Source organism: Paenibacillus rhizovicinus, assembly GCF_010365285.1.
Classification (GTDB): domain Bacteria; phylum Bacillota; class Bacilli; order Paenibacillales; family Paenibacillaceae; genus Paenibacillus_Z; species Paenibacillus_Z rhizovicinus.
In genome coordinates this window covers 4,579,863-4,603,628 of sequence record NZ_CP048286.1, presented here as the reverse complement: position 1 = coordinate 4,603,628, position 23,766 = coordinate 4,579,863, and the positions used below count along the sequence as shown (strand labels likewise).

Here is a 23,766-nt window from a genome sequence, read left to right as displayed (position 1 = left end):
CGCAAGAAAGCCGAGCCGATCATCGCTGATCAGCCCGGCTTTCTGTTTGTTCATGTGATTATCTATTTGAAATGCTTGCCGTTAAGCCAGCTTCGGCATCAAGCCGCCGCCCAGCGTATCGTCCTTCTCCAAGCCGAGTCCGTCGGTGATGACGTGATTCGCGCCGCTGTACGTCGTGCCGTCGGCCATGAAGATGATCGCCAGCGCCCGGCGCGGTTTGTCCGTCTTGTTGGCATGGGCGTAATGGAACGTCATGCCGTCATGGAAGGTGGCGCTGCCCGCTTTCATCCGGCATACGACGGCCGTATTGCGGTCGACGTCCTTCGCGCCCTCCTGCCCGAAGATATCTTCCGGCGACACGAGGTCGACGCTCTTCAAATTGCGGATGCGCTGCGATTTCGGCACGAACATCATGCACCCGTTGTTCTCGTCGACGTCATCGAGCGCGATCCAGATGGAGAACGCGTTCATCTCGTTCATCGGCCAATACGGACGGTCCTGATGCCACGGCGTCACTTTGGAGTCGCCGGGCATTTTCAGCAGGGCATGATCATGAAACAAGCGGATGCCCGCGAAGCCCGTCAGCTGCTTCCCCAGATCCGCGAACCGCTCGCCGAGCACGAACCGCGCCATGCCCCCGTGATCCCGCCACGTATTCACGCGCTGATTCAACACTTTATAGTAAGCGCCTTCCGCCTTGTCCGTTTGCAGACCGCGGGAGCCTTGATTGTTCATCGTCTCGTCCATATATTCGCGAAGCTCCGCAAGCTCCTCCGGCGATAGAATGTTATCGACCTGCACGAAGCCGTTTTCCCGGTAAAACGCTACTTTCTCTTCGCTGAGCTGAATGTTCGCACGCAGCATATTCGTCTCATTCCCCTTCACTGATCGGATACCTTAACCATACACCCGATCCGCAACGCCTTCTTGGACGATAAGGGGAAAAACACGGACGATCTGCCAAAATCACGCCCTCGGCTTACCTCAAGAACGCCTTCTCGCCGATTAGCTCTTGCAGGAACGGCTGCTCGCCTACGATTTGGCGCAAGTAGGGCAGCAGCACGTCCCGCAGCTCCTCCCGCTGCAAACCGACTTCGATGATCGCCTTCATGTAGCCGATTTTATCGCCGATATCGTACCGTTTGCCGCCTAGCGTAAGCGCGAGCGACTCGTCCGATGCGCACATGGCGTGCAGGGCGTCCGTCAGCTGGTACTCGCCGCCCGTCCCTCTCTCCAGCTGTTCCAAGACGGGGAAGATGTCCGGCTTCAGCACGTACCGTCCCATGATCGCAAGGTTGGAGGGCGCTTCGTGCGCGGACGGCTTCTCGACAAGGCCGCCGATGCGATAGACGCCATTCATCGACGCCGACGCCGGCTTCACGATCCCATACTTGCTGACGTCTTCGTTCGGCACCTCCCTTACGCCTATGACCTGCCGGTTCGTCTGCCGATAGACGCCGATCAATCGAGACAGCGCCGGCGGCTCCGATACCATGATGTCATCCCCGAGCAGCACCGCGAACGGCTCGTCGCCGATGAATTGTTTCGCGCAAAGGATCGCGTGCCCGAGGCCGAGCGGCTCCTTCTGGCGAATGAAATGAATGCTGGCCATGCCGCTGATCGCCTGCACTTCCTGCAGCAGCTTGTGCTTGCCTTTGTCCTCCAGCAGCTGCTCCAGCTCGACCGATTTGTCGAAATGATCCTCGATGGACTTTTTGTTGCGTCCCGTGACGATGATGATGCTTTCAATGCCGCTTTGGACGGCTTCTTCCACGATATATTGAATGGCCGGCTTATCGACGATCGGCAGCATTTCTTTCGGCTGCGCCTTCGTTGCGGGAAGGAAGCGGGTTCCGAGTCCCGCAGCGGGGATAACGGCTTTGCGGATTTTCATGTTCATGGGGCGTCACTCCTTGTTTCGGATGAATAACCGCGAGTGCCGAATACCCAGAAACGGCTGCCCGCGTAATTGACCAACATGCCTGCGCCCGTGGCTGCCAGCTTGCTTGTCAGAAGTGACATGCCCGCTCCCGAATGCAATAGCTCCAGCAGCCAGGTCACGCAGGCCAGCACGACAAGATTGAGCAGGATGAAACGCGGCATTTCGCGGGACCGGCTGGCGTTCGAACGAAACGTCCAGCTGCGGTTGAGCAGATAGCTGTTCAGCATCCCGCAAGCATAAGCGATGATTTGCGCCGTCACTACGTTGCTTCCCGCTGCCGTCAGCATGGTGAACACCAGCAGATCGGCGCCGGTATTCAACAGCCCGACGGCGCCGAATTTCAGCAGCCGGCCATTCATAGCTGCGCGCCCCCGGCCCTCGGCAGCACCGGTTTCCCGCCAACGCCGACGCCGGCGCTATTGGCCGTTTCGGCCGCGAAGCCGTAGGCGTCCCGGACGATGTACAACGGGCGCCCTTTCGTTTCATCGTAGATACGGCCGACATATTCGCCGAGAATGCCGAGCATGACCAAGATAAATCCGTTGAAAATAAGCATGATGCCCATAAGCGACGGCCAGCCTTTCATCGTCGCATGGGTGAAGATCGCCAGGTACAGCACGTACAGCAGGAAGAGAAACCCGATGCCCGACAGCGCCGCGCCCATGTAGCCCGCTAGTTTCAGCGGCTTGTAAGAGAAGGACGTAATCCCGTCCAGGCACAGCTTGATCATGCGGCGCAGCGGATATTTGGTCTCGCCGGCCAGACGCTCATCCCTCTCGTACATGATGGAGGTTTGGCGAAAACCGACCCAGCTGACGAGTCCGCGCACGAACCGGTTGTTCTCCGGCAGCCGTTTCATCTGATCGACGACCTTCCGGTCCATGAGGCGAAAATCGCCCGTGTCCACCGGAATGTCGATATCGGTAGATGCCCGCAGGATGCGGTAAAACGCGGACGCCGACCAGATTTTGAACCGGCTCTCGCCATTGCGCTTGCCTCTCGTGGCATAGACGACTTCGAAGCCCTCCTGCCACTTCTCGATCATTTGCAGGATCAGCTCCGGCGGATCCTGCAAGTCCGCGTCGATGATGATGACGGCATCGCCGGAGGCGTAATCCATGCCTGCCGTAATGGCGATCTGATGCCCGAAGTTGCGGGAGAAATCGATCAGCTTCACCGTTTCGTCCCAGTAGCCGTATTCCTCGATAATCTTGGCGCTGCGGTCCTTGCTGCCGTCGTTGATGAACAGCAGCTCGTAGGTTTGGCCGGTGCTGCTCATTACTTTTTTCAGCCGCCGGTACGTTTCCTGAATGACGGCCTCTTCGTTATACATGGGGATGATAATGGAGAATTTCACTTTTCTGCTCATTGACGATCCCTCCTTTGGAATTATTGCAGTTTCACTTCGTAAAGGGTCATGCCGCCGCCTCTGCCGCCCATGCCGCCCATCGATTTCTCGCTTGCGCCGCTGTCGCCGCTCGACTGCCATTCGCTCGTCGGAATGACCGTGCCGTGCTCTTCGATCCAAGCCGTCACTTCGGAGCTGCCGCCCCGGCCGCCGAAACCGCCGCCGCCGGAAATCATGAAATATTTCAGCTTGCCGCTCTCGACGAGCTTCTGCAGCTTCTCGACCGAGTAAACCGGATCGGAGCCGGAGAACCCGCCAAGCGTAACGACCTTCTCGTTCTCGTCGATGATGTACGGCGCGGCCGAGGTATAGGTGGAAGTCGCGAACAGGTATTCTTCGCCCGTGTTATGCGCCTTCAAATAAGCGAGCGTCTTCTGGTCGATCGTGCCTTCGCCCATGCCGCCAGGCATGCCGCCTCCTCCGCCGAATGAAGGCATGGAGCCGCCTGCCGATTGGCCGTCCTGACCGGGGAAACCTTGCTGGCTTTGATCCTGATTGTCTTGGCCGCCTGCAGCCGCGCCGTTCTGATCATCCGTCGAAGCGCCCGCGGCGTTCTGCCCGTCTTGGCCTTGTTGGCCGTCTTGGCCGGGGAACATGCCGCCCGTGCCATTCATTTCGGCCATCGCCGGGAAGCCGCCTTTGCCGCCTCCGAAGCCCATCGAGTCGCCTTCGGGGCCGACGATCGGCGTCATGCTGCTTTGGCCGTACGTAATCGGCGTCAGCGACCAGAATGCCGGGCCTATCAGCATCACGAACACGCTGACGACGCCGATAACGCGTTTGAATTTGAATTCGCCGCCGTTTTTGAGCGTGAAGAGGACCATCGTCGTCAGTACGCCGGCTGCCGCGACGCCGATGGACCAGCCTTTGCCGATCGTATCGTCGTCGTTCTGCATGACGTACCATTGCAGCGCCGCCGTTACCGTAATGGAAATCGGCAGCAGATACGACGTCCAGCCTTTGCCCTCGCGATAAGCGTGCCACAATTCCACCCAGCCCGCTCCGGCCAATGCCGCGATGGGTGCCGCAAGCATAATCAGGTAATACTGATGGAAGAAGCCCGCCACGCTGAAGAACATCATGGCCGGAATGAGCCATGCAAGCCAGAACAGCGCCTCTCTGTGCTTCTGCGTGAAATGCATGTGCTTGAACGATTTGAAGCGGAAGCTCGCGAACAAGCCGACGCAAGCGAAGAATACGAACGGGATCATCCAGCTTGCTTCGCCCGACAGGCCGGATTGGAACAATCGCAGGATACCCGGATTGCCTGTGCCGAACATATTCCCGCCGCCGCCCGGACCGCCGCCTTGGAAGCCTCCCCGTCCGGTGCCGCCGTCTTGACCTGGGAATCCGCCGCCGAAGCCTCCGTTCGGTGCCGCCATGCCGCCGATCGCGCCGTTGCCGGATGCGGTTCCGTCGCCGTTTGGCGCTGTGCCGTCACTGTCCGGCGCGCTGCCGCCGGCATTCGGCACGGTGCCGTCATTGCCCGGCGTGCTGCCGTCGGCGCTTCCGGCCGCCGCTTGTCCCCCGCCGTCTTGGCCGCCGTTCGCGGCCGCGCCGCCGGCACCCGCTGCCGCAAAACCGGCACCTGCCGCCGAGCCGCCATCGCCTCTTCCGTCCTGCATGCCGCCGCGGCCGCCGCCCCCGCCGCCAGGCGCTTGATCGCCAGTCAAACGGGATACGCCGTTATAACCGAAGGCCAAGTTCATGACCGAGTTCGTTTCGCTGCTGCCGATATACGGCCGCTTGTCGGCAGGAATCGAATCGACGACGACAGCCCACGAAATCGAAATGACGAACATAAGCGCCGTAGCGCCGGCGAGTACCGCCGTCTTGCGTTTCCAATTGACTTTTGCCGCCAAAATATAGAGCAGATAGAACGCCGGCAGTACCATATAGGCCTGCAGCATTTTCATATTGAACGCGACGCCGATCATGGCGAAGGCGCCGATGACGGTGCGCGTCCGTGAATTCCGGATGCCTTTGAACAGCAGCCATGTACCGATCAGCAAGGCGAATACGAGCATGCTGTCGATGTTGTTCGTCCTGCTGATCGACGGCACTACCGGCGTGAGCGCCAGGACGAGCGATCCGATCCGCGCCGCTTTGACGCCGAAGGTCGGTTTAAGAATGAAGTAGATCAGCAGCACGCTGCCGACGCCGGCCAATGCCTGCGGCAGAATGACGCTCCAGCCATGCAGGCCGAATACATACGCGAACGCCGTCTGAATCCAGAATGTGAGCGGCGGCTTATCCACCGTAACGGAGCCCGCCGAGTCTAGCGATCCGTAGAAGAAATTCGAGAAGCTTTGCAGCATGCTCCCGACCGCCGTCGTGTAATAGGTATTCGCGTACTTGTCCTCCCAGATGTTGTAGCCGTTCAAGAACATTGACATGACCGCGATGGCCAGCAAATACAAATCGATTTTGACCTGCTTAAATCCCTTCATGGGATGAATCACTCCTCTTCTCGTTCCCTTTTCATGTTCGCTTGGTTCTGTTTACTCCCAGCGTGCCGGCGAACCGATGCCCCGCTTGCGATGTCTTAATCATGGGTTTTCAATCTGAACTGTAAATGAACCTCGGCTGAATGTTTGCTGAATGCTCGCTGAAGGCTTGCTGAATGCACTCGAATGCGCGCCCATTATGTGCAATAATGCATAATGAAAAGCACGTGCACGAGGCCGAATGAACGGAAGGGGCGACGGAGCGACAATGAAACCGTCCAAAGAAATCCGCATCCTGCTTGCGGACGACGAGCCGCATATCCTGCAGTTTCTGGAGATGGGACTCGTCAATGAAGGATACACGGTGCAGACCGCGCCGGACGGAATGAGCGCCTACAGCCTGGCGCTGGATTTCCGCCCGCACGTGGCTGTGCTGGACGTCATGATGCCGGGCATGGACGGCTTTCACGTATGCCGCATGCTGAAGGAAGCGGGCAACGCGATCGCGGTTATCATGCTGACGGCCAAGGACGAGATCGATGACCGCATCAAAGGACTGACGCTGGGCGCGGACGATTATATGGTGAAACCGTTCAGCTTCGACGAGCTGCTGGCGCGGATCGGCGCGCGTCTGCGGAATCAATTCCCGGATTTGCTGGGGGAAGTGGCGCTAGGGCCGTTCAAGGTCGACGACCGCAGGGGCGAAATCCGTTACGAGGACAGGCTGTTGGAGCTGTCGCCGACGGAGTACGAGCTGCTGAAATATCTCGTGCTGCATCACGGAATGGTGCAGAGCAAAGCGGTCATTCTGGACAAGGTATGGGGCTACGATTTCGGCGGGGAGGAAAATATCGTCGAGGTGTACATCCGTTCGCTGCGGGATAAACTCGGGGACAAGGAGCATCAGCTGATCCGCACGCTGCGGGGTGCCGGTTACCGGGTGGATCTGCCATGACGGGGGCTGCGGCATCCAAGCGCGGCACAGACGGCAGCCGGTTTCTCCCCCGCTCGCTCAGCGGCCAGCTGCTGGCTCGGTCGCTGCTCATCCTCGCCGGGCTGCTGGTACTGATCGGGTTCATGCAGAGCTGGCTGATGAAGGATTCGCTCTACCAAAGCAAAGCCGACTCCCTCCGGTCGCAGCTCATGACGGTGCCGATGGGCTGGTTTGTCGACGACGGCAATGCGGACGGCATGTCCGGAGATCAGCATTCGCATCAAGGCAATGCCGCTGCTAATCCCGGCAGCCTTGGCGGGAACGGCAACGGCGGCGAGGGGCGACGGCCGGATCGGAACGCTCCGTTTCTCTTCGCGCCCGGAACTTCTTTGGCCTACGTCGGTACGGACGGTTCCTTCACGGATTTGTCCGGTGCATACAGCGTGCCGTCACCGCAGGTCGCCCAGGCTAAATATACGGAGATCACCAATCGGTTGGTCGCGGACAGAGGCAGAACGAAGAAGGCCGATTACTCGCTGCTTAAGGATTCCCGGGGTGTCCAGCAGATCGTCATCTACCGGCTCGCGGGTCCGCCTGACAAGCCGAACGGACTGCTGCAGATGGGGGCGGAGACGTCTCAGCTGACGGACGTGATGACGCGTCAGCTGCTTATTTTCGCAAGCTTGTCCGTGCTTGCGCTGACCGCGGGACTCGCGTTGTACATGCCTGCGCTGCGCCGCACGCTGGTCCCGCTGTCCCGCATGGTGGAAGCCGTGAAAGGCATCGACGCCGGCAATTTGAAGCAGCGTCTTCCGGAGCTGCAAGGCCAGCAGGAGATCGACCGGCTGTCCGTCGGTTTCAACGGCATGCTGGAGCGCCTCGAAGCATCGTTTCGCGCCGAACAGGAAACGACCGAGGCGATGCGCCGGTTCATCGCGGACGCTTCGCATGAGCTGCGCACGCCGCTCACGTCCATTCACGGGTTCTTGGAAGTGCTGCTGCGAGGAGCGGCGGCGTCCAACCCGGAACAGCTGCAAACCGCCCTGCGGAGCATGCATGGCGAATCCAAGCGGATCAACAAGCTCGTCGAAGATCTGCTGACGCTCGCCAGGCTCGACCGCGCGCCGCAGCTTAAGCTCGCCGAGCTGTCCTTGGACGGGCTTGTCCGCGGCATGGAGCCTCAGCTGCGCATGCTTGCCGTCGATCGGTCCGTCACGTTCCAGTTGACGGCCGGCATCCGCGTGCAAGCGGAAGGCGACAAACTCAAACAGGTGCTGCTGAACCTGTTCCAAAACGCCGTGCAGCACACGGAACCGGGTTCCGGCGCCATCACCGTCTCGCTGATGGCTGACTCCGGCAGCGGCGGGAACAATGGTGGGAGCGGTGGGAGCAATGGTGGCAGCAGTGGCAGCGGTTCCCGCCGCGCCTTCGCCGAGCTCGCCGTGAGCGATAATGGGATCGGAATCGCCGACGATCATCTGCCGCGGCTATTCGAGCGTTTCTACCGCAGCGACGCATCGCGCGCGCGCAAATACGGCGGCTCCGGCCTCGGCCTCGCGATCACGCAATCGATCGTGGAATCGCATGGCGGCTCCATAACCGCGCGAAGCAAGCTCGGGGAAGGCAGCATGTTCATCGTCAGGCTGCCTATCTAGTCCGGATAATTCAATAGCTCACAGAAAACCGGTCCCCTTGGGAGACCGGTTTTTGTTTTCGCCGAACTGCGCCTCCTGCTCACACAATTCAAACGCTTATCCCTGCAATTTGCTAACATTTCCTCGTTATGATGAAGAATATCATTGACATATGGAGAGGTGCATCCCCTTGCTACGCTGGTTAAAACGGAAAAGTCTCATGTTCAGCAGTTCGTTGATTCTATCGCTCGTATTTCTGCTGCTCATCGCCATCATGTCGTATCTCCTCTATGCTTCCCAGAAGGACGCCGCATTCGAGAAGTTCACCGAGATCGGCGACAAGCTTCGCGCCCAAGCGCAAGCGAATGTAAATCTCATAGAGCCGCTGGCAGAAGCGGTCGACGCCAATGGCACGCCGCCGGATAACGAGACGCAAATCCTGAAACGGCTGCTAGACGGAATGACGGATAAAGACATCATGACCAACGCTTATTATCTATCCGCGAGCTCCGCGTCCAAAGACGACGGCACTTACTTGCGGAACATGCTGGCCAGCGAAGCGATCAGCGCCGCAGGCATGAAGCCCGGTACCGAATACAACCCAGACGATGCGATGCTGAAAGCCTTTAACCGCGCGGTCGAAGGAAATCCCGCCCTTTCGGCTACTTACAAGGATGATTACGGCACCTGGATCTCGTACCTGGCACCGATCGTCGACGCTCAAGGCAAGCCGATCGCCGTGTTCGGGCTGGATTACGATTATGCGCAAGTTCAGGACCGGATGAATCTCATTCTGGCCAAAGCCGTCGGCGCCGGCCTGCTCGTCGCCCTTGCCGCGGTCGTGCTCGTCCTGCTGCTCGTTCGCATAGTCGTAAAGCCGCTTCGCTTGCTGGCGCAAACGGCGAAGATCGCCGCCCAAGGCGACTTGACGGTGGCCATGCCGGCATTCGGAGCGAACGAAATCGGCCAGGCGGCGAGCTCGTTCAGCGAGATGATCGCCAGCCTGCGCGCATTGACGGTGCATATCAAGCAAACTGCCGGCGAGGTCGCCTCGTCTTCCGGCAGTCTAAAGGAAACCGCCGGCCAAACGGCGCTCGCCACGAACGAAATCACGCAGGCCATTCAACAGGTGGCGGAAGGCACGCAAACGCAATTGGCAAGCACGGAAGAATGCCTCCGGGCGATGACCGAGATGGCGATCGGCATTCAGCGCATCGCGGAATCGTCTTCGTCGGTGTCGGAATTGGCAGCGGAAACGACGGAGCAAGCCATGAATGGCGAACGGGTTATTTTCCGCACCTTGGACCAGATGCGGACCATCGAGAATCAAGTCGTACAAGCGGCAGGAACGATGGAGGAGCTTAATGCGTCCAACGGCCAAATCGGAAACATCCTCTCGCACATAGCCGACGTTGCCAATCAGACCAACCTGCTTGCGCTGAACGCCTCCATCGAAGCTGCCAGAGCCGGCGAGCACGGCAAAGGCTTCGCCGTCGTCGCGCAGGAAATCCGCAAGCTGGCCGAGCGTTCCAAGCTCTCGTCGGAAGAGATCGCCGGCATTCTTCATGCCATCGGCTCCCGGGCCGAGGAGGTCAGCGCCGCGTTGACGTCGTCCGCCAGACAGGCGCGCATCGGCACCGAGCTGGCCGGTACTTCGGGCGAATCGTTCCGCGCGATTCTGGCATCGGTGAAGGAAGTATCGGAGCAAGTGCAGGAGGTATCCGCCGCTTCCGAGCAAATGTCTGCCTGCAGCGAACAGATTGCCGCATCGCTGGAAGAGTCTGAACGCATCGCCGAAGCGGCTTCCGGCCACTCGCAGCAGGTTGCCGCCGCATCGGAGGAACAGCTGGCTTCCGTAGAGGAAGTCGCAAGCGCGGCCGAGCAGCTGCGCTCGCTCGCCGGCGAACTGAACGAAGGCGTCAGCCGGTTCCGCGTATAACGGCGTACGGCGCGAGCACGCACGATTTTCATAGGAATGCTGCTTCGTTTTCACTATAATGAAGCTGAAGCATAGACAACCTTATACGCCGTTTACCTCTGCATGAACACATGAAATGGAGGAGCTCCTATGGCACAGAATCGACAGGTTTGCATTACGGGTACCGACCGCGGGATCGGGCTCGAATTGGTGAGAGGCTTGCTGCAAGCAGGCTGCACCGTGTACGCGGGCGGCATCGTCAGCCCGAATCCCGAGCTGGAACGGCTGAACGAACAGTTCCCGGGACAGCTTCATGCCTTCCTGCTGGACGTCGGCAGCGACGCCAGCGTACAGGAAGCCGCGGAGTGGATTCGCAGCCTTACGCCGGCGCTCGACATGCTGATCAACAACGCCGCACTGCTCGGGGACACGGAGAAGACGGTGGCGGACGAGCTCGATTTTAGCGAAATGCAGCGGGTCTACGACATCACGGCGCTCGGCGCCATTCGCATGGCCAACGCGCTGCTCGAACCGATCATGAACGGCGGCAAGCTGATCGTGAATATCACCTCGGAAGCCGGAAGCATCGGGAACAGCTATCGCGAGGCCTGGTTCGGCTACTGCATGGCCAAGGCCGCCCTGAACATGGGCTCGACCATCATCCATAACCGCATTCGCGGGGACGGCGGACGCGTGCTGCTGCTCCACCCCGGCTGGGTCAAGACATCGATGAGCGGCACGTGGAATGACTCCGGCACGCATACGCCGCAGCAATCGGCAGCCTTTATTCTGGGCCGGATCGAAGAGCGCCGTAGCGAGCTCCATGACCGGCCGCTATACCTCGAAGCGGATACCGGCAACGAGTTGCCATGGTGAGGAGCGTGCGACAATGAGCGAAATCAACGACAACTCGGAAGCTGCCGGCAGCAGGCAAGCCGGCGATAACGGACAAGCCAACAGGACAACGGGAAACGCCGGCCCGATTCAAGCGCTGCTGCTCGGCGACTTCACGGAAGCCCCTTGGCATCCGCTGGAGCCGGCGCGCGCCGAGATTCAGTCTATTCTAGCTCCTGAATTCCTATTGACCGCGACCGAAGATTACAACGTCTTGAACGAGCTGAACCAAGCGGAATACCCGTTATGCATCTCTTATACGGACTGCTGGAATCGCGCGCTGGCGCCGGAGCAGACCGCAGGCTTGCTTCGTTACGTGGCGGGCGGCGGCGGACTGCTCGTCATTCACAACGGCGTTTCCCTGCAAAGCAGCCCTGAGCTGGCACAGCTGATCGGCGCGCGTTTTACCGGCCATCCTCCTTATCAATCTCTTAACTATCATCCGGTTTACGGACACCATCTGCTGGACGGAGTCGAATCGTTCGCGCTGGACGAGGAGCCGTATCTGTTCGAGCTCGATTCGCTAGCTGCGCGGACGGAGTTCCTGACCTTCGAATTCGAAGGCGAGCGTTATCCTGCGGGATGGGAACGCGCCTACGGACTCGGCAAGCTCGTCTATTTGCAGCCTGGGCATCATGCCCCGTCGTTTAAGCCTGCATCGTATCAGCGGCTTGTGCGCAATTGCGCGCGTTGGGCGTCCGGACGTTAAGCGCGGCATCCGGTCTTTCGCCGGGTCTCCGCATGTACAGAGCCGGATCGGCATGTCATGCGCTTATTGCGCCTATACGAGCCGGCCAAGGATTGCGCGGCTGCGACACGATTCCCCTGCTCTCTGCATGCATAAAGCCCCCGTTCCCGCTCCTGCGAGTGGAAATGGGGGCTCTTTTTATCTGGTGCATGGCAATAGGCCACGAGAGGCGCGGTGGATCATTCAAGTGATCATTCACATTCAATGGATCATTCATATTCAATGGATCATTCACATTCAAATTCGGCGGACAGGAGATCCGTTATTCGCGCATTTCTGCCCCATTTTAGCTTTTGGCGGACTCGGGAGACGCTATACGCCTCAAATCATTACCGATCCAGGCCATCGCCGCCGGATAGCGGAACGCCCGGCCGCTTTGACTTGCCAATAGCCCCAAATCGCCATATTAGCGGATCCTGCGGCCGCGAACGGCGCGACTCAACTTCTTTCTATGCTCCTGCCGCCGCCGTCGTAACGACCACTGTCCGCGGGCCCGGCTCCCAATTGACCGCAATGCCCAGCAGCTTCCCGACATCGCCGATCGGCACGTACAAGCTGCCGTTCAGAATCGTTGGCCCATAAGTCAAAGCAACCTGTTTGCCGTCCTTCACGGCGAAGGCCGAATTCTCGGTAAGGGTGAAAGCGGCTTTCCCGTACGTAATCGTGGTTTGCTTATTCGGCGCGTCATAACTGACTTTCGCCCCGATCTCCTGCATGAGGAATCGCATCGGCACGAACATCCGGTCGTTCAGCGTCATCATGCTCGGCTGGAATTGCTTCGTCTTGCCGTCGATGATCAGGCCGGCCTCCGCTTTCACGAACGCGCCCGTCGGTCCCGTGGCCAGCGGCTTCGTCAGCTCTTCCGGCAGCCGGAACGCATAGAGCTTGCCTTCGGCCTGCACGATCAGCGTGCTGCCCGCGACCTGGAACGGGCCGTAATTCCGAGCTTGCGTCTGGAAGCGGAAAGCCGCTTTGCCCGTCGTCACGTTCAGCGCGTACACCTCGCCGTCCGTCTGACCGACGTACATGCCGGCATTCTTGAAATCCACCCGGCTTGCCGGATTGTCCAAGCCTTCATAGAACAGCGAAGACTGATCCACGAGCTTGCGGGCATGGAAGCCCAGGTTGTCGACGTTCTGGAAGAACACTTTGCCGTTGTAGGGGCCGGCTATGAAACTCCCGCCATCGGTCACGTACCTCGCAACAGCATCCGTGCCGTCGTTCAAGTTATACGAGAACAGTTTGTTGTCCTGCGTCAGAATATAAACGTCATTGCCGTCGACCGTCACGTATTTCGGAGCTTGGTACATCGCGGGCAGCGCCGTGCTGACCGCGACGAACGGCTTGCTGCCGGTTACTTTGCCCGTCTTGGCGCTGACGATATCGATCGTCGCCACATAGGCGGATTCGTCGGTATGCGGCCAGTCGTTATTGAAGTACAGCGTATCTCCGTCCGCCTTCAGCAGCTTGTCGTGGCTGCCCTCCAGCTTCCACAGCGTCTTGCCCGTCGCCTTGTCGATGGCATAGAACGTGTTCACCGTGATCGCGCCCGACTCGAAGGTGCCGACAAGCAGCATGCTGCCGAGAATGGTCATTCCGTTATGGCCGACCGCATCGCTCCCGGCTGTCCAATTCAATTTGCCAGTCGCCAAATTAATCGATGCCAGCCCGCTGTTCGATGACGCGTACAGCGTAGAGCCGTCCGCCTTGAGCGAGACGAGCTGCTTCTCTTTCGACTGATAGATGCGGGTGCCCGAGCCCGTCGACGGATTCACCTTATACACGCTGCCATCGGCGCTGCCCGCATAGACGAAGCTCCCGGCAATGACGGCCGAGCCCGGCAGCAGCTTGGCGCCGAACGACCACAGCGTCTTGCCGGAAGCGATGCTCCGCGCAACGAGTGCGCCGCTCTTGATGTAATAGAGATTGGTCTCGCCCACGGCGGGCGGATATTGGATGCGTTCCGTGCCGGAAGGGAGATCAAGCTCCGCGCTCCAGAGCGCCTTGGCCGTCGGTACTTTATTTTCGAAGCCGTAGTTCGTCTCCAGGCTGTAGCTCGGCTCGCTGCCGTATTGCGCGGAAGCCGTGCCTCCGGCCCCTAGCGATGCGGCGACCAGCCCGGCTGCAAGCACGCCGAGCAAGGAATGTTTAAATTTGCGCATAAGGATAAGCCTCCTTCGGAATTCGACTGCTGTCCACTCCTAGACGGGCAGCCGTTCCGAAAGGTTTCATCTCTTCCCGGGAAAATCCGGCTTCCAGCGTTCATGACAGCGCAAAGAAGCCAGCTTGAACCCCATCGGGAACAAGCCGGCTTCTGACCTTTGCAGCTCTCCTGCTTCTTAACCCCCGAACTTCTCCGCCGCGTCCACCGTATGCTTCAGCAGCGTCGCGATCGTTACCGGGCCGACGCCTGCCGGCACAGGCGTGATCGCGGAAGCATTCGCCATGCACGCCTCGTAATCTACATCGCCGACATTGCCGGGATTATATCCGGCGTCCAGCACGACGGCACCGGGCTTAATCCAGTCGCCCTGCACGAATTTCGGCTTGCCTACGGCAGCGACGACGATGTCCGCAAGACGGACGATGGAGGCGAGATCCTCCGTTCTGGAATGGCAGGTCGTCACCGTCGCGTCCGCGTTCAGCAGCATGGCGGAGACGGGCTTGCCGAGAATGGGACTTCTGCCGATGACGACGGCATGACGGCCCCGGATCGGAAGCTTGTAATGCGCCAATATCGCCATAATCGCCGCCGGCGTGCAGGATGGATAATCCGCGAAGCCGAAGGCGTTCTGCGCGAAGCCGAGCGTGGTCACGCCATCGACGTCCTTCTCGATCGCGATCGCCTCGAACGCCGCGCGCTCGTCGATCCCGTGCGGCACCGGATGCTGCAGCAGAATGCCGTGCACCGACTTGTCGTCGTTCAGTTTACGAATGGCGGCAATGAGCTCCTCCGTCGTCGTGCTCGCCGGCAGCTCCACGCGAATCGACGAGATGCCAAGCCGCTTGCACGCATTGCCTTTCATCCTGACGTACGTGGCGGAGGAAGGGTCCCCGCCGACCAGAATCGTAGCCAGACACGGCGTGATCCCCCGCTCCGCCAGCCTTGCGATGCGCGCTTCCAGCTGTTCCTTGATGCCGGCCGCGACCGCGTTTCCGTCCAAAATAAGCTTTTCCGCATGAGACATGTTCCATCATCCTTTCGGTTGTACGCTGCTAGAAAAACAGAAAGAGGCAAGGGAATATTGCTCCCTTACCTCTGCCCAGGCGTACGGCCGTATGAACGATGTGCTCCCCCGCGGTTCGCCGCGTTACGCCAGTCACACTCGCTATTGAATCGTTGGTAGTATTATACGCCAAGCCGTCCGTTCGGGCAACTGCCCGCCGTGCCTTGCGCTGCCCTCGCGCCGCTCCCTTACACCGTGAACGTCACCATTCGCGCATACGCATCCCGGTGCATGTATGCCTGTGCCAGCTCGGTTTTGTTCGATTGCAGGAACATGCGCACGAGCGAGCTGCTCGTCTGCGTGTCTTTCACGTACGGCGACAGGTAGACGGTGTCCGCCTTCGTCGTGCTGCGCATGTATTGCTCCAGCTGCAGCTCGTATTCAAGGTCCGTGGAATTGCGGATGCCCCGAATAACGGCTTTCACGTCGTTCGCGTTCACGTAATCCGCCACGATGCCCTCGAACGGCACGACGACCGTATTGCTCATATGCGCGATCGACAGCTGCACGAGCTCGGTGCGCTGCGCGATGTCGAAGTAATGCTTCTTGCTGCGGTTGTTCGCAATAATGACATGGACCTCGTCGAACAGGCTGCATGCCCGCTCAATGACCGAAATATGCCCCAGCGTGATGGGATCGAAGCTTCCCGCATAGACGACTTTCATCCCTGTTCCTCGCTCGGCACGACGGCATCGCGGATCTGCTCGAAGGTGAGCGGCGTGTAATCCCAATGCTCCACGCTGACGTTGAAGTAATTGACGCTCTCGTATTTCTGCCCATGGATATGCCCGTGCACGTTGACGTAAGGCATATGCTTGTTCATGTACATCGGCTCGTGCGAGAGGAAGAAGAAGTCCTTGTAGATGACCGGATGCTCGCTCACCTCGTCGAAGCCGACGTCCAGCCACCATTGGCGCGAGCGGCCCCGGTCGTGATTGCCGAGAATGAGATGCTTGTAGCCGTTGAGCCGCGATACGATGGCCGCCGTCTTGTCCCGGTTCAGAAACGAGAAATCGCCGAGATGAAACACCTTGTCGTCCTTGCCGACGACCGCATTCCATCGCTCGATCATCGTTTCGTTCATCTCGTCGACGTTCGAGAACGGCCGCGTTTCAAAATCGATAATATGCTTATGGCCGAAATGATGGTCGGATATGAAAAATACCTTTTGCAAGAGAGAACACGCTCCTTGGATGTACGCTGCCGCTAAGCTTCTGCTCGTACGTACGTTTCTACAGTACGTTACTCGCTGTCCGTAATGGTCGCCAGCAAATCCGCGCGCAGCGGAGTGAACGTTTCGACGACGACCGTATCTTCCAGCGCCGTCACCTCATGCACCGCGTCGCCGGGAATGACGAACTGCTCTCCCGCTTCGGCCACCGAGAATTCACCGTTCATCTCCAGCTGCAGCCTGCCGCTGACGACGTACGACAGCTGCTCGTGCGGATGCGAATGCGCTTTTCCGATCGCGCCGGACTTCATCGTTACCATCATGCTCATGATCGTCTTGCCCGGCTTGAAAATCTTCCGTTCGACGCCGGGACCCGACGTATGCCATTCCTCAAAACGCGGCATTATGCCCCACCTCCTGGTATAAGTAACACTTTCGATACATGGCCCGGCTGCTTCAGCAGCGTCTCGAACCAGCGGCCGCCTTCCTCAAGCGGCGCTTCGATCACGCCCTCGGCAAGCCCGATGCGTCCTTCTTCGATCCACTTGAGCGCCGTCCGGAAGTTCGTGGCGGAGTAGGCAAAAGCGCCCGTCATCGTCACTTCGTTCCGAATCGCGATATTGATCGGCAGCGTCGATTCTTCCTCGTGCAGCCCCGTGAACACGGTGCGTCCGCCGCCTTTGCAGGCAAGCACGCACTGCTTGCGCGTCGCGCCCGAGCCAACCGCGTCGATGGCGGCGTTAACGCCCGCTCCGCCGGTCAGCCGTTTCACTTCTTCCAGCGTATCGACGCCTGCTCCCGGACAGACGATATGCCTCGCGCCGAGCTTGGAGGCGATCTGCAATCGGTCCGCGTTCATGTCGACGGCGATCACGTCCTGCACGCCATGCTGGCGCACCGCTTGCAGCGCGAGCAGCCCGATCGGTCCCATGCCGACGATCAGCACCGTATCCGACGGTTTGAGCGCCGCCAGCTCCGCCGCGCGGATCGCGCAGGCGGCAGGCTCCGTCATGGCCGCTTGCTGCAGCGTGATCGAATCCGGCACGGCGTATACGAACGCCGCCGGGATCTTGACATACTCCGCGTTGCTGCCGGGCAGCGCGGCGGACAACAGCTTACGAGAGGCGCACAGCTGCTGCCTGCCTGTCGCGCAAGGTTCGCATTGTCCGCAAGTCACCAGCGGATTAGCCGTGACGCGCTGGCCGATCCGCCAGCGGCCCTCCGCTTCGGCCCGGCTGCCGATCTCCGCAATCGTGCCGGAGAACTCGTGGCCGAAGATAAGCGGCGGCTTGCGGAGCGAGTTCCGCCCTAAATATCCGCTGAGCTCCGATCCGCAAATCCCGGAGTACGCGACGCGGATCAGAATCTCGTCTTCGCCGGGTACGGGCTTGTCCGTTTCCCTGATGGCCATTTCTTGCGGTCCTTCATAGATGAGCGCCTGCATGTAATGATCTCCCCTCGACGATTCGATTCGTGCGGTTCGGTTCATTTGTGCATGATCCCTGTTGGCTTCAAACCCATATTGTGCATAATCGTTCAATGATTCCATGGTAGCATTCCGCGGGGAATCTAGAAAGTCCCAAACCCGTTTCGCAACAACTTATAGTGATGATACGTCTCGCCGTCGATCGCGATGTCGCCGACCGGCTGGAAGCCGCATTTGACGATGACCCGGTTGGACGCCGCGTTATGCGTGAGGGCGATGGCGTTCAATTCCTCCGCCAGTCCCTGTCCGAACAGATACCCGATCATGCCGGAAGCCGCTTGCGTCGCGTAGCCTTTGCCGCTGTATGCGGCGGAAATGCCGTACATGATCTCCCGGTTCGGCGGCGGCAGCTCCTCCTTGACGGACGTGCAGACCCAGCCGATGAAGGCGCCCGTCTCTCTCAACGCCATGACCAGTCTCAGCTGCCGATCCCCGATCTCCCTGCCCTCCCGAACGGCTTCAAGGAATCGTTCATTGCCCGGAATTTCGTAATTGATCAGCCAATCCGCGCGAATATCCTTAGAATCGGCGTTCCAGCCAGGCAAGTAACGGACGATCTCCGGCTCATGCGTGATCGCGTGAAAGTCATCCAAATCCTCGGGCCGAAAAAGCCGCAATACAATGTCTTCGCACGGAATGCTGAATTCGTTCATGGATCCTCCGATCTTGATCTTTAGCAGCCCCTTCACTAGTCGAATACGTATAATTTACCATGAAATAACAAACCGGGGTAAGACGAAACATTGCCGCCGAAGGCGAAAACCCGTGCACGTCCGTTGATTCCGAGCCGCGATAAGACTCACGGCATGCATGCGGATACAATAAAAATAGTGTAAGCGGAACCAATGCATTTCATAAATCTGACATCAGTGTGGTAAAGTTTAAATAGAGAATATCGGAATAAGGAGGAAGCACGACAATGAAGGAGCGCATATTCGAGCTTCGGTGCAAGGATGGATCGCGGCGGTACGCGGCGGAATGGGAAGCGGAGGAATCGCGGGACGTTCACGCCGTCATTGCCCTCGTGCACGGCATGGGCGAGCATATCGGCCGCTACCGGCATGTCGCCGAAATGTTCACGCATGCGGGATACGCCGTCTTCGGCTTCGACCAGGTCGGTCACGGCCAAACCGCAGGCAAGCGCGGGCACACCAAATCGTATCCGGCTTTGATGGACGGCATCGACGCGATGCTGGCCGAAGCCGCTGCACGGTTTCCCGGGACGCCCGTGTTTCTGTACGGACACAGCATGGGCGGCAACGTCACGCTGAATTACGTCCTGCGGCGCAAGCCGGATGTTGCCGGCGTCATCGTAACAGGCCCTTGGCTGCGGCTCGCCTTTAATCCGCCGCCGCTCCAGCTGATCATCGCGCGTGTCGTGAACCGGCTGTTTCCGGCGTATACGAACGACAGGCCGATGGTCGGCGACCATTTGACCTCCGATCCCGAGATGGTCAAACGGTATCAGGAGGATCCGCTCGGCCATGGCGCCATCACGGCGCGTTTCTTCCTCAGCGTGCAAGGTGCCGGATTATGGGCGATCAAGCATGCGCCGGAATGGCGCGTCCCGCTGCTGCTCATGCACGGCGGTACGGACAAAGTGACTTCCATCCTGGCCAGCAGGCAGTTTGCCGATGCCGCCGGCTCCAGGTGCACGTTCATGGAATGGCCCAGCCTCAAGCACGAGCTGCACAACGAACTGGACCGCGAAGAAGTGTTCGACGTCATGCGGGATTGGCTTAAGGAGCAGCTTGAGGATGCTTGAGCTTAAGGGCAGCGAGCAATAAGCCTGCATCCATGCAAATCAGCTCCTTTCTTGTACGACGGGCCGCCCTCCCAACCAAAAAAGACCCGTGAAAAAACAGCCTTCCTCAAGGCCATTCTTCACGGGTGCTTCCCGAGCGATATTGCAGCGTCTCCGCATTATTCCATTGAGTCGTTGAGAGGGCAAGCCCTAGATCCCAACCTATCGCGCTTGAATCTAACGCATCGCCCTAGTTTCTAACGTATCACGCTTGTTTCAAGCCTATTATTTTCTAACCCAGCCCGCAACTCCCCGCCTCCTGCCTCTATTCGCACCGCGCTATTCCGCTTCCAGCTTGTCGTACACGCGATGATCAATGACGATATCGGCCTGTTTCGTCCGTGCCGCGATCAGCTTGGCGTACGCTTCGTCCGACAACTGCTTCCGAATTTGGCCGCTGAACTCCGATACCGGAACAGCCTTCGGCTGCTCGACGGACAATACCTTTACGACATAGAGTACGCCATTCTCCTCCACAAGCCCGCTGACCTCATTCCGATGCAGCTTCTTAGCAGCCTGCAGCAGCAGCGGATCCATCATCGTATCTTCTTTCGCGGAAGCCGCGTCGAAGGTCCGGGAAGCAAACTGAACCGCGCTGCCGCTGTTCTTATACCGTTCCTCTAAGGTCGTCCAATCCTCTCCGGCTGCCAACCCGGCTCTCACTTGCTCCATCTGCTTGCGCGCCGACGAATCGGCGGCCTTGCAGTCCTCCGGCTGGCATGTCAGCGAGACCACTGACGTCCGGATCGTTGCTTGCCCGATATAGTCGGCGATATGCTGCTCGTAGTAAGCATTCACCTGCGCCTCCGTAAACGCATCCCGCTGCGCCAGCTTCGCCTTAAGCCGCTCCACGTTCTCCGTCAGCCATGTATCGTAATAGAAGGCCGCATCCAAATGCGCCGGACCGTAAACGAGACCGCCCTTCTTCAGCGTCTGCGCCCTCCGCTTGTTTTCCGATTCCCACTGCTTCAGCACGGCCTCGTAGGTAATGTCCTGCACGATGCCTTCCTGCTTGGCCAGCATAAGCTGCACCTTATCGCCCGCGATAGCCGTCATCGTCTCTTCGCGCAGCTTATCGGCCGGCCGTTCGCCGCCGTATGCGCTCGTCCAGAAGTCCGGCGTGTCGCCAAGCTTATAGGTTTGTTGAAAATAATCATAAACGCCGGCGCGCTTCGTCGTCTGCATGCCGAGAAATTCGGCCGCCGTCACGGGCTCCCCGTCGATCGTGGCCACGACTGCCGTATCCGGTACTGACGGTATCTTCGCAGCCTGCGCCCGATAGACGGATACGCCGATCAAGATGGCGAGCAGCGCGAGCAAGCCTGCGCCTGCCAGCTTCAACTTGCGTCCCGATTGGCCTGTTCCGCGGCGGCGGGGAGAACCCGCTTCCTCTTTCGCTTCCGTGCGGACCTGCTTCCCTTTGCGCCTGCGCGCCTGCTTGTTCGATGCGATCGTCATCTACCTCCCTGCCAAGGTGGAATAAGAAAGCAAGCGGCCGAATCAACAAGCCGCTTGCCAGGCCAAATCATGGCACTTGAACGAAGCTCCACTGCTGGTTCTGGCCGCCGTTGTCGTAATATTGGATCGCGTCCCCGCCGTCGACGAGCGACACGCCGGACATATCGAGCAGTTTACCGCTTTGGCGGTTCACCAGTTTGTAATAGCCGCTGCCCGCGCTTGTCAGCGACCAATGCTGGTTCCAGTTGCCGCTGTCCGAATAGATGGCGCAGCTCGCGCCGTCCGCCAAGGAGGCTCCGTAAATCTCCATGATCTTGCCGTTCGCCCTGTTCTTGAATTTGAAATACCCGCCGCCAAGATCGATGGCCTGCCACTGCTGATACGTCGAACCGAGATCCGACCATTGCTCGACCTGCGTGCCGTCCGTCGAAGCGCCGCTTTCCGGGCCGAGAATTTTGCCGCTTTGGCGGTTCACGATCTTGTAGTACGCGTTGTTTACAAGCGGGCCGCCCGCGGTTAAGGTCAGGTTGCCGAAGGCGGACGTATCCGTCCAGTTATTGCCCGTACCGCTCCACATGAGTTGGCTGTTGCGGTCGCCGCCGTCGTCATCGTCGTTGTTGGCAATGTCCAGCCCGATCACGGTTCCGGCGGCCGGCGTAATCCCGAGATTACTCCACGGAATGGCGATTTCGCCGCTGAAGCCGCCCGTGATATTGGCTACCGCGTGAAGCACGCCCGTCGTATTCCCGCTCCGCTCGAACAGGCCGGCGGAATCGTTCCAGCGGATCGCGAACTGCCGGTCATGCGAATCGTAGCTCGTGCCTTTGTTATGATCGGCATCCACGTAGATATCGAAGGAATCGTCGTTGTACATGTCCGTCGAATCCTTGTACAACGCGGAATCGAGCGCCTGCACGCCGACGTACAGATATGTGCTGTCCCACGCCGCGCCGAATTTGACCGTATTGTTGGGCACGCCGCTGATCGTTTTCGCGACGTTCGCGGCAATCGACCAGCTGGCTTCGCTCAAGCTGCCGTCGATCGTCATCGGCGTTGCCGTTTGCGCTGCCGACAAGGAAGCCGAGGTCGTCGTCGATCCCGTATATTCGCTTGCTCCGATATCCGGCGAGCCGTTATAGAGCGCCGCGCCCCAGAAATCGAGACCGCCGTTGCCCGTAATCGTCTTGCCGCTGTCGATCGCCGGCGAACCGGATTGCAGCTTGTAGCCGTCGACGGTCGAACGTCCGTCTCCGCCGGAGCCTCCGTTTACGAACAGCGGGTTGCCCGTGACCGCATGCGTATCGCCGGCCGGAGCCGTGAAGCCGTAATACAGGTTATGATCGTACTGATGCACGGAAGGAAGGCTTACCGTTCCGCCGCCCGATACGAAGAAAATATTGTTCTCGTACGAATTGTTCAGCGTATCGCCGTCCCAGGAAGCGATCTTGTTGCCGTGAATGACGAAGCCGGAGCCGTCGCCGTTATAGAAGGTGTTGTTATAGAAATGCGCCGGATTGCCGTCGACGATCGTGGCCGTGCTCCAGTGCTGATGATGGTCGTTCTGGCTGATGTTGTAGCGCACGATATCCTGACCGTTCTGCAAGTTGCCCGTGCTCATGAAGAAGCCGCCGGTGTTGTCGTGGGAGTAGTTGTATTGGTAGAGATGCGTGCCGTAGGTGTTGAGGTCGGTGTCGAACGCCATGGAATCGTTGTCCACGCCGGATTGAAAATGCGTTCTCGCCACTTCGTTGTATTGGAACGTGGAGTCCTTGGACGACCAGGACCAGACTGCGGCGATCCAGCGGTGATTCGTGCCGTTCACGCCCGCATTGTACACCGTGTTGTGGTCGATGACTGCGCCGTTGCCGTAACCGACCACGATGCCGTCGGCCCCCGTCCGGTTGATGACGTTGTTGCTGATTTTGAGGTTGGTATACCAGGTCGCGGCCGTTGAGTCGTTATACTGCGTGCCGGTCCCGTTGGAGTAGATGCCGATCGTGGAGATGTCGTGAATTTGATTGTTCTCGATGCGCAAATCATTGAAACGCGAGAGCGTAGAACCTGCGGCTCCATCCCACACCGTAATGTAAATGGCCGCGTTATAGTACATATTCTCCGGCGAGGCGTCGCGGTCGGAGATGCCTTTGACATTATGGATGTTCAGATTGTTCAAGTAAATGCTGTTCAGCGTGCCGACCCCCTGGCCTGCAACCAGGATGCCGTGCCGTTTCGCGACTGCCGCGGCGTCGTTGGTAATCTCGAGATTCTGCACGGTCACGTACTGCACGTTGAACAGCTTGATCGCTTCTTCCGCGCCGCCTCCGTTGATAATCGGATCCGCGCCCGTACCGTACTTGCCGAACGTGATCTGGCCCGTGCTGCTTCCGGAGCTGATCGGACTGAGCGTGCCCGTCCATGCGCTTCCGGCTTTGAACAGGATGCTGTCGCCCGCGGTGAAGGACTGCCCGTTGATCTTGGACAGCGTCTTCCAAGGGGTGCCCGTGCTTGTGCCGTTATTGCCGTCGCTGCCCGACACCGAGTCGACGTAATACGTCGTTCCCGCCGCCGCGGCAGGCTTCGCCGGCAATCCTAGCGATACAAACACGAGCAGTAAGGCCATGCACAAGCTTAAAGCCGCTTTCCTTCCGTTCCATTCAACCAACATTTGAAAACCTCCTTGTTTTTGTCGTTCCGA

General features: G+C 59.3%; 20 protein-coding genes and 1 riboswitch. Of the genes, 6 read left to right on the top strand and 14 right to left on the bottom strand.

What is annotated here, in order from left to right; translation table 11 throughout:
- Positions 1–81: 81 nt before the first annotated feature.
- The 5 genes from GZH47_RS20625 to GZH47_RS20605 form a co-directional block, all read right to left on the bottom strand.
- Entirely contained in the window at positions 82–864 is a 783-nt protein-coding gene (locus GZH47_RS20625; RefSeq protein WP_162642803.1) for a phytanoyl-CoA dioxygenase family protein, read from the bottom strand.
- 115 nt (positions 865–979) lie between these two features.
- Positions 980–1,894: a UTP--glucose-1-phosphate uridylyltransferase GalU gene (gene galU / locus GZH47_RS20620; RefSeq protein ID WP_162645349.1), complete on the bottom strand. Its 915-nt coding sequence runs from the start codon at positions 1,892–1,894 to the stop codon at positions 980–982.
- A gap of 2 nt (positions 1,895–1,896) precedes the next feature.
- Positions 1,897–2,301 (bottom strand): GtrA family protein, encoded by a 405-nt coding sequence (locus GZH47_RS20615; protein ID WP_225446148.1) that lies wholly within the window; start codon positions 2,299–2,301, stop codon positions 1,897–1,899.
- Positions 2,298–3,311: a glycosyltransferase family 2 protein gene (locus tag GZH47_RS20610; RefSeq protein ID WP_162642802.1), complete on the bottom strand. Its 1,014-nt coding sequence runs from the start codon at positions 3,309–3,311 to the stop codon at positions 2,298–2,300. The genes GZH47_RS20615 and GZH47_RS20610 overlap by 4 nt, the downstream gene beginning before the upstream one ends.
- A gap of 20 nt (positions 3,312–3,331) precedes the next feature.
- Positions 3,332–5,800 (bottom strand): ArnT family glycosyltransferase, encoded by a 2,469-nt coding sequence (locus tag GZH47_RS20605; protein ID WP_162642801.1) that lies wholly within the window; start codon positions 5,798–5,800, stop codon positions 3,332–3,334.
- Positions 5,801–6,065: 265 nt separating this feature from the next.
- On the opposite strand from GZH47_RS20605, the gene GZH47_RS20600 reads away from it, so the two are divergent.
- From GZH47_RS20600 to GZH47_RS20580, 5 genes are all read left to right on the top strand, one after another.
- Positions 6,066–6,752 (top strand): response regulator transcription factor, encoded by a 687-nt coding sequence (locus GZH47_RS20600; RefSeq protein WP_162642800.1) that lies wholly within the window; start codon positions 6,066–6,068, stop codon positions 6,750–6,752.
- On the top strand, positions 6,749–8,386 hold the full coding sequence (locus GZH47_RS20595) for a sensor histidine kinase (protein ID WP_162642799.1): 1,638 nt from the start codon (positions 6,749–6,751) through the stop codon (positions 8,384–8,386). Before GZH47_RS20600 ends, GZH47_RS20595 begins: the two co-directional genes overlap by 4 nt.
- 199 nt (positions 8,387–8,585) lie before the next feature.
- Positions 8,586–10,304 (top strand): methyl-accepting chemotaxis protein, encoded by a 1,719-nt coding sequence (locus tag GZH47_RS20590; RefSeq protein WP_162642798.1) that lies wholly within the window; start codon positions 8,586–8,588, stop codon positions 10,302–10,304.
- Positions 10,305–10,433: 129 nt separating this feature from the next.
- Positions 10,434–11,159: an SDR family NAD(P)-dependent oxidoreductase gene (locus GZH47_RS20585; RefSeq protein WP_162642797.1), complete on the top strand. Its 726-nt coding sequence runs from the start codon at positions 10,434–10,436 to the stop codon at positions 11,157–11,159.
- A gap of 13 nt (positions 11,160–11,172) precedes the next feature.
- On the top strand, positions 11,173–11,886 hold the full coding sequence (locus GZH47_RS20580) for a ThuA domain-containing protein (RefSeq protein ID WP_162642796.1): 714 nt from the start codon (positions 11,173–11,175) through the stop codon (positions 11,884–11,886).
- A 488-nt stretch (positions 11,887–12,374) separates the two neighbouring features.
- Here GZH47_RS20580 and GZH47_RS20575 read toward each other — a convergent pair whose 3' ends face one another.
- The 7 genes from GZH47_RS20575 to GZH47_RS20545 all read right to left on the bottom strand — a co-directional run bounded on the left by GZH47_RS20575 (position 12,375) and on the right by GZH47_RS20545 (position 18,462).
- Positions 12,375–14,087, bottom strand: a complete 1,713-nt coding sequence (locus GZH47_RS20575; protein WP_162642795.1) for an outer membrane protein assembly factor BamB family protein — start codon at positions 14,085–14,087, stop codon at positions 12,375–12,377.
- A gap of 177 nt (positions 14,088–14,264) precedes the next feature.
- Positions 14,265–15,113 (bottom strand): bifunctional 5,10-methylenetetrahydrofolate dehydrogenase/5,10-methenyltetrahydrofolate cyclohydrolase, encoded by an 849-nt coding sequence (locus tag GZH47_RS20570; RefSeq protein ID WP_162642794.1) that lies wholly within the window; start codon positions 15,111–15,113, stop codon positions 14,265–14,267.
- A 66-nt stretch (positions 15,114–15,179) separates the two neighbouring features.
- A riboswitch (ZMP/ZTP riboswitch) is annotated at positions 15,180–15,258 on the bottom strand.
- A gap of 82 nt (positions 15,259–15,340) precedes the next feature.
- The gene (gene coaD / locus GZH47_RS20565; RefSeq protein WP_162642793.1) at positions 15,341–15,817 is read right to left on the bottom strand and encodes a pantetheine-phosphate adenylyltransferase; all 477 of its coding nucleotides are present in this window, start codon (positions 15,815–15,817) and stop codon (positions 15,341–15,343) included.
- Positions 15,814–16,326, bottom strand: coding sequence for a phosphoesterase (locus GZH47_RS20560; RefSeq protein ID WP_162642792.1), 513 nt, complete (start codon positions 16,324–16,326; stop codon positions 15,814–15,816). The genes coaD and GZH47_RS20560 overlap by 4 nt, the downstream gene beginning before the upstream one ends.
- A 68-nt stretch (positions 16,327–16,394) precedes the next feature.
- Positions 16,395–16,727, bottom strand: coding sequence for a cupin domain-containing protein (locus GZH47_RS20555; RefSeq protein WP_162642791.1), 333 nt, complete (start codon positions 16,725–16,727; stop codon positions 16,395–16,397).
- The gene (locus GZH47_RS20550) at positions 16,727–17,812 is read right to left on the bottom strand and encodes a zinc-dependent alcohol dehydrogenase (RefSeq protein WP_225446147.1); all 1,086 of its coding nucleotides are present in this window, start codon (positions 17,810–17,812) and stop codon (positions 16,727–16,729) included. Before GZH47_RS20550 ends, GZH47_RS20555 begins: the two co-directional genes overlap by 1 nt.
- An 80-nt stretch (positions 17,813–17,892) precedes the next feature.
- Complete coding sequence (locus GZH47_RS20545; protein WP_162642790.1) at positions 17,893–18,462, bottom strand: GNAT family N-acetyltransferase; 570 nt, start codon at positions 18,460–18,462, stop codon at positions 17,893–17,895.
- 266 nt (positions 18,463–18,728) lie between these two features.
- Here GZH47_RS20545 and GZH47_RS20540 point away from each other — a divergent pair, with 266 nt between their 5' ends.
- Complete coding sequence (locus GZH47_RS20540) at positions 18,729–19,574, top strand: alpha/beta hydrolase (protein WP_162642789.1); 846 nt, start codon at positions 18,729–18,731, stop codon at positions 19,572–19,574.
- A gap of 318 nt (positions 19,575–19,892) precedes the next feature.
- On the opposite strand, the gene GZH47_RS20535 is transcribed toward GZH47_RS20540, so the two are convergent.
- Positions 19,893–21,071, bottom strand: coding sequence for a peptidylprolyl isomerase (locus tag GZH47_RS20535; protein ID WP_162642788.1), 1,179 nt, complete (start codon positions 21,069–21,071; stop codon positions 19,893–19,895).
- Positions 21,072–21,138: 67 nt separating this feature from the next.
- The gene (locus GZH47_RS20530; protein ID WP_162642787.1) at positions 21,139–23,736 is read right to left on the bottom strand and encodes a sugar-binding protein; all 2,598 of its coding nucleotides are present in this window, start codon (positions 23,734–23,736) and stop codon (positions 21,139–21,141) included.
- Positions 23,737–23,766 lie beyond the last annotated feature (30 nt).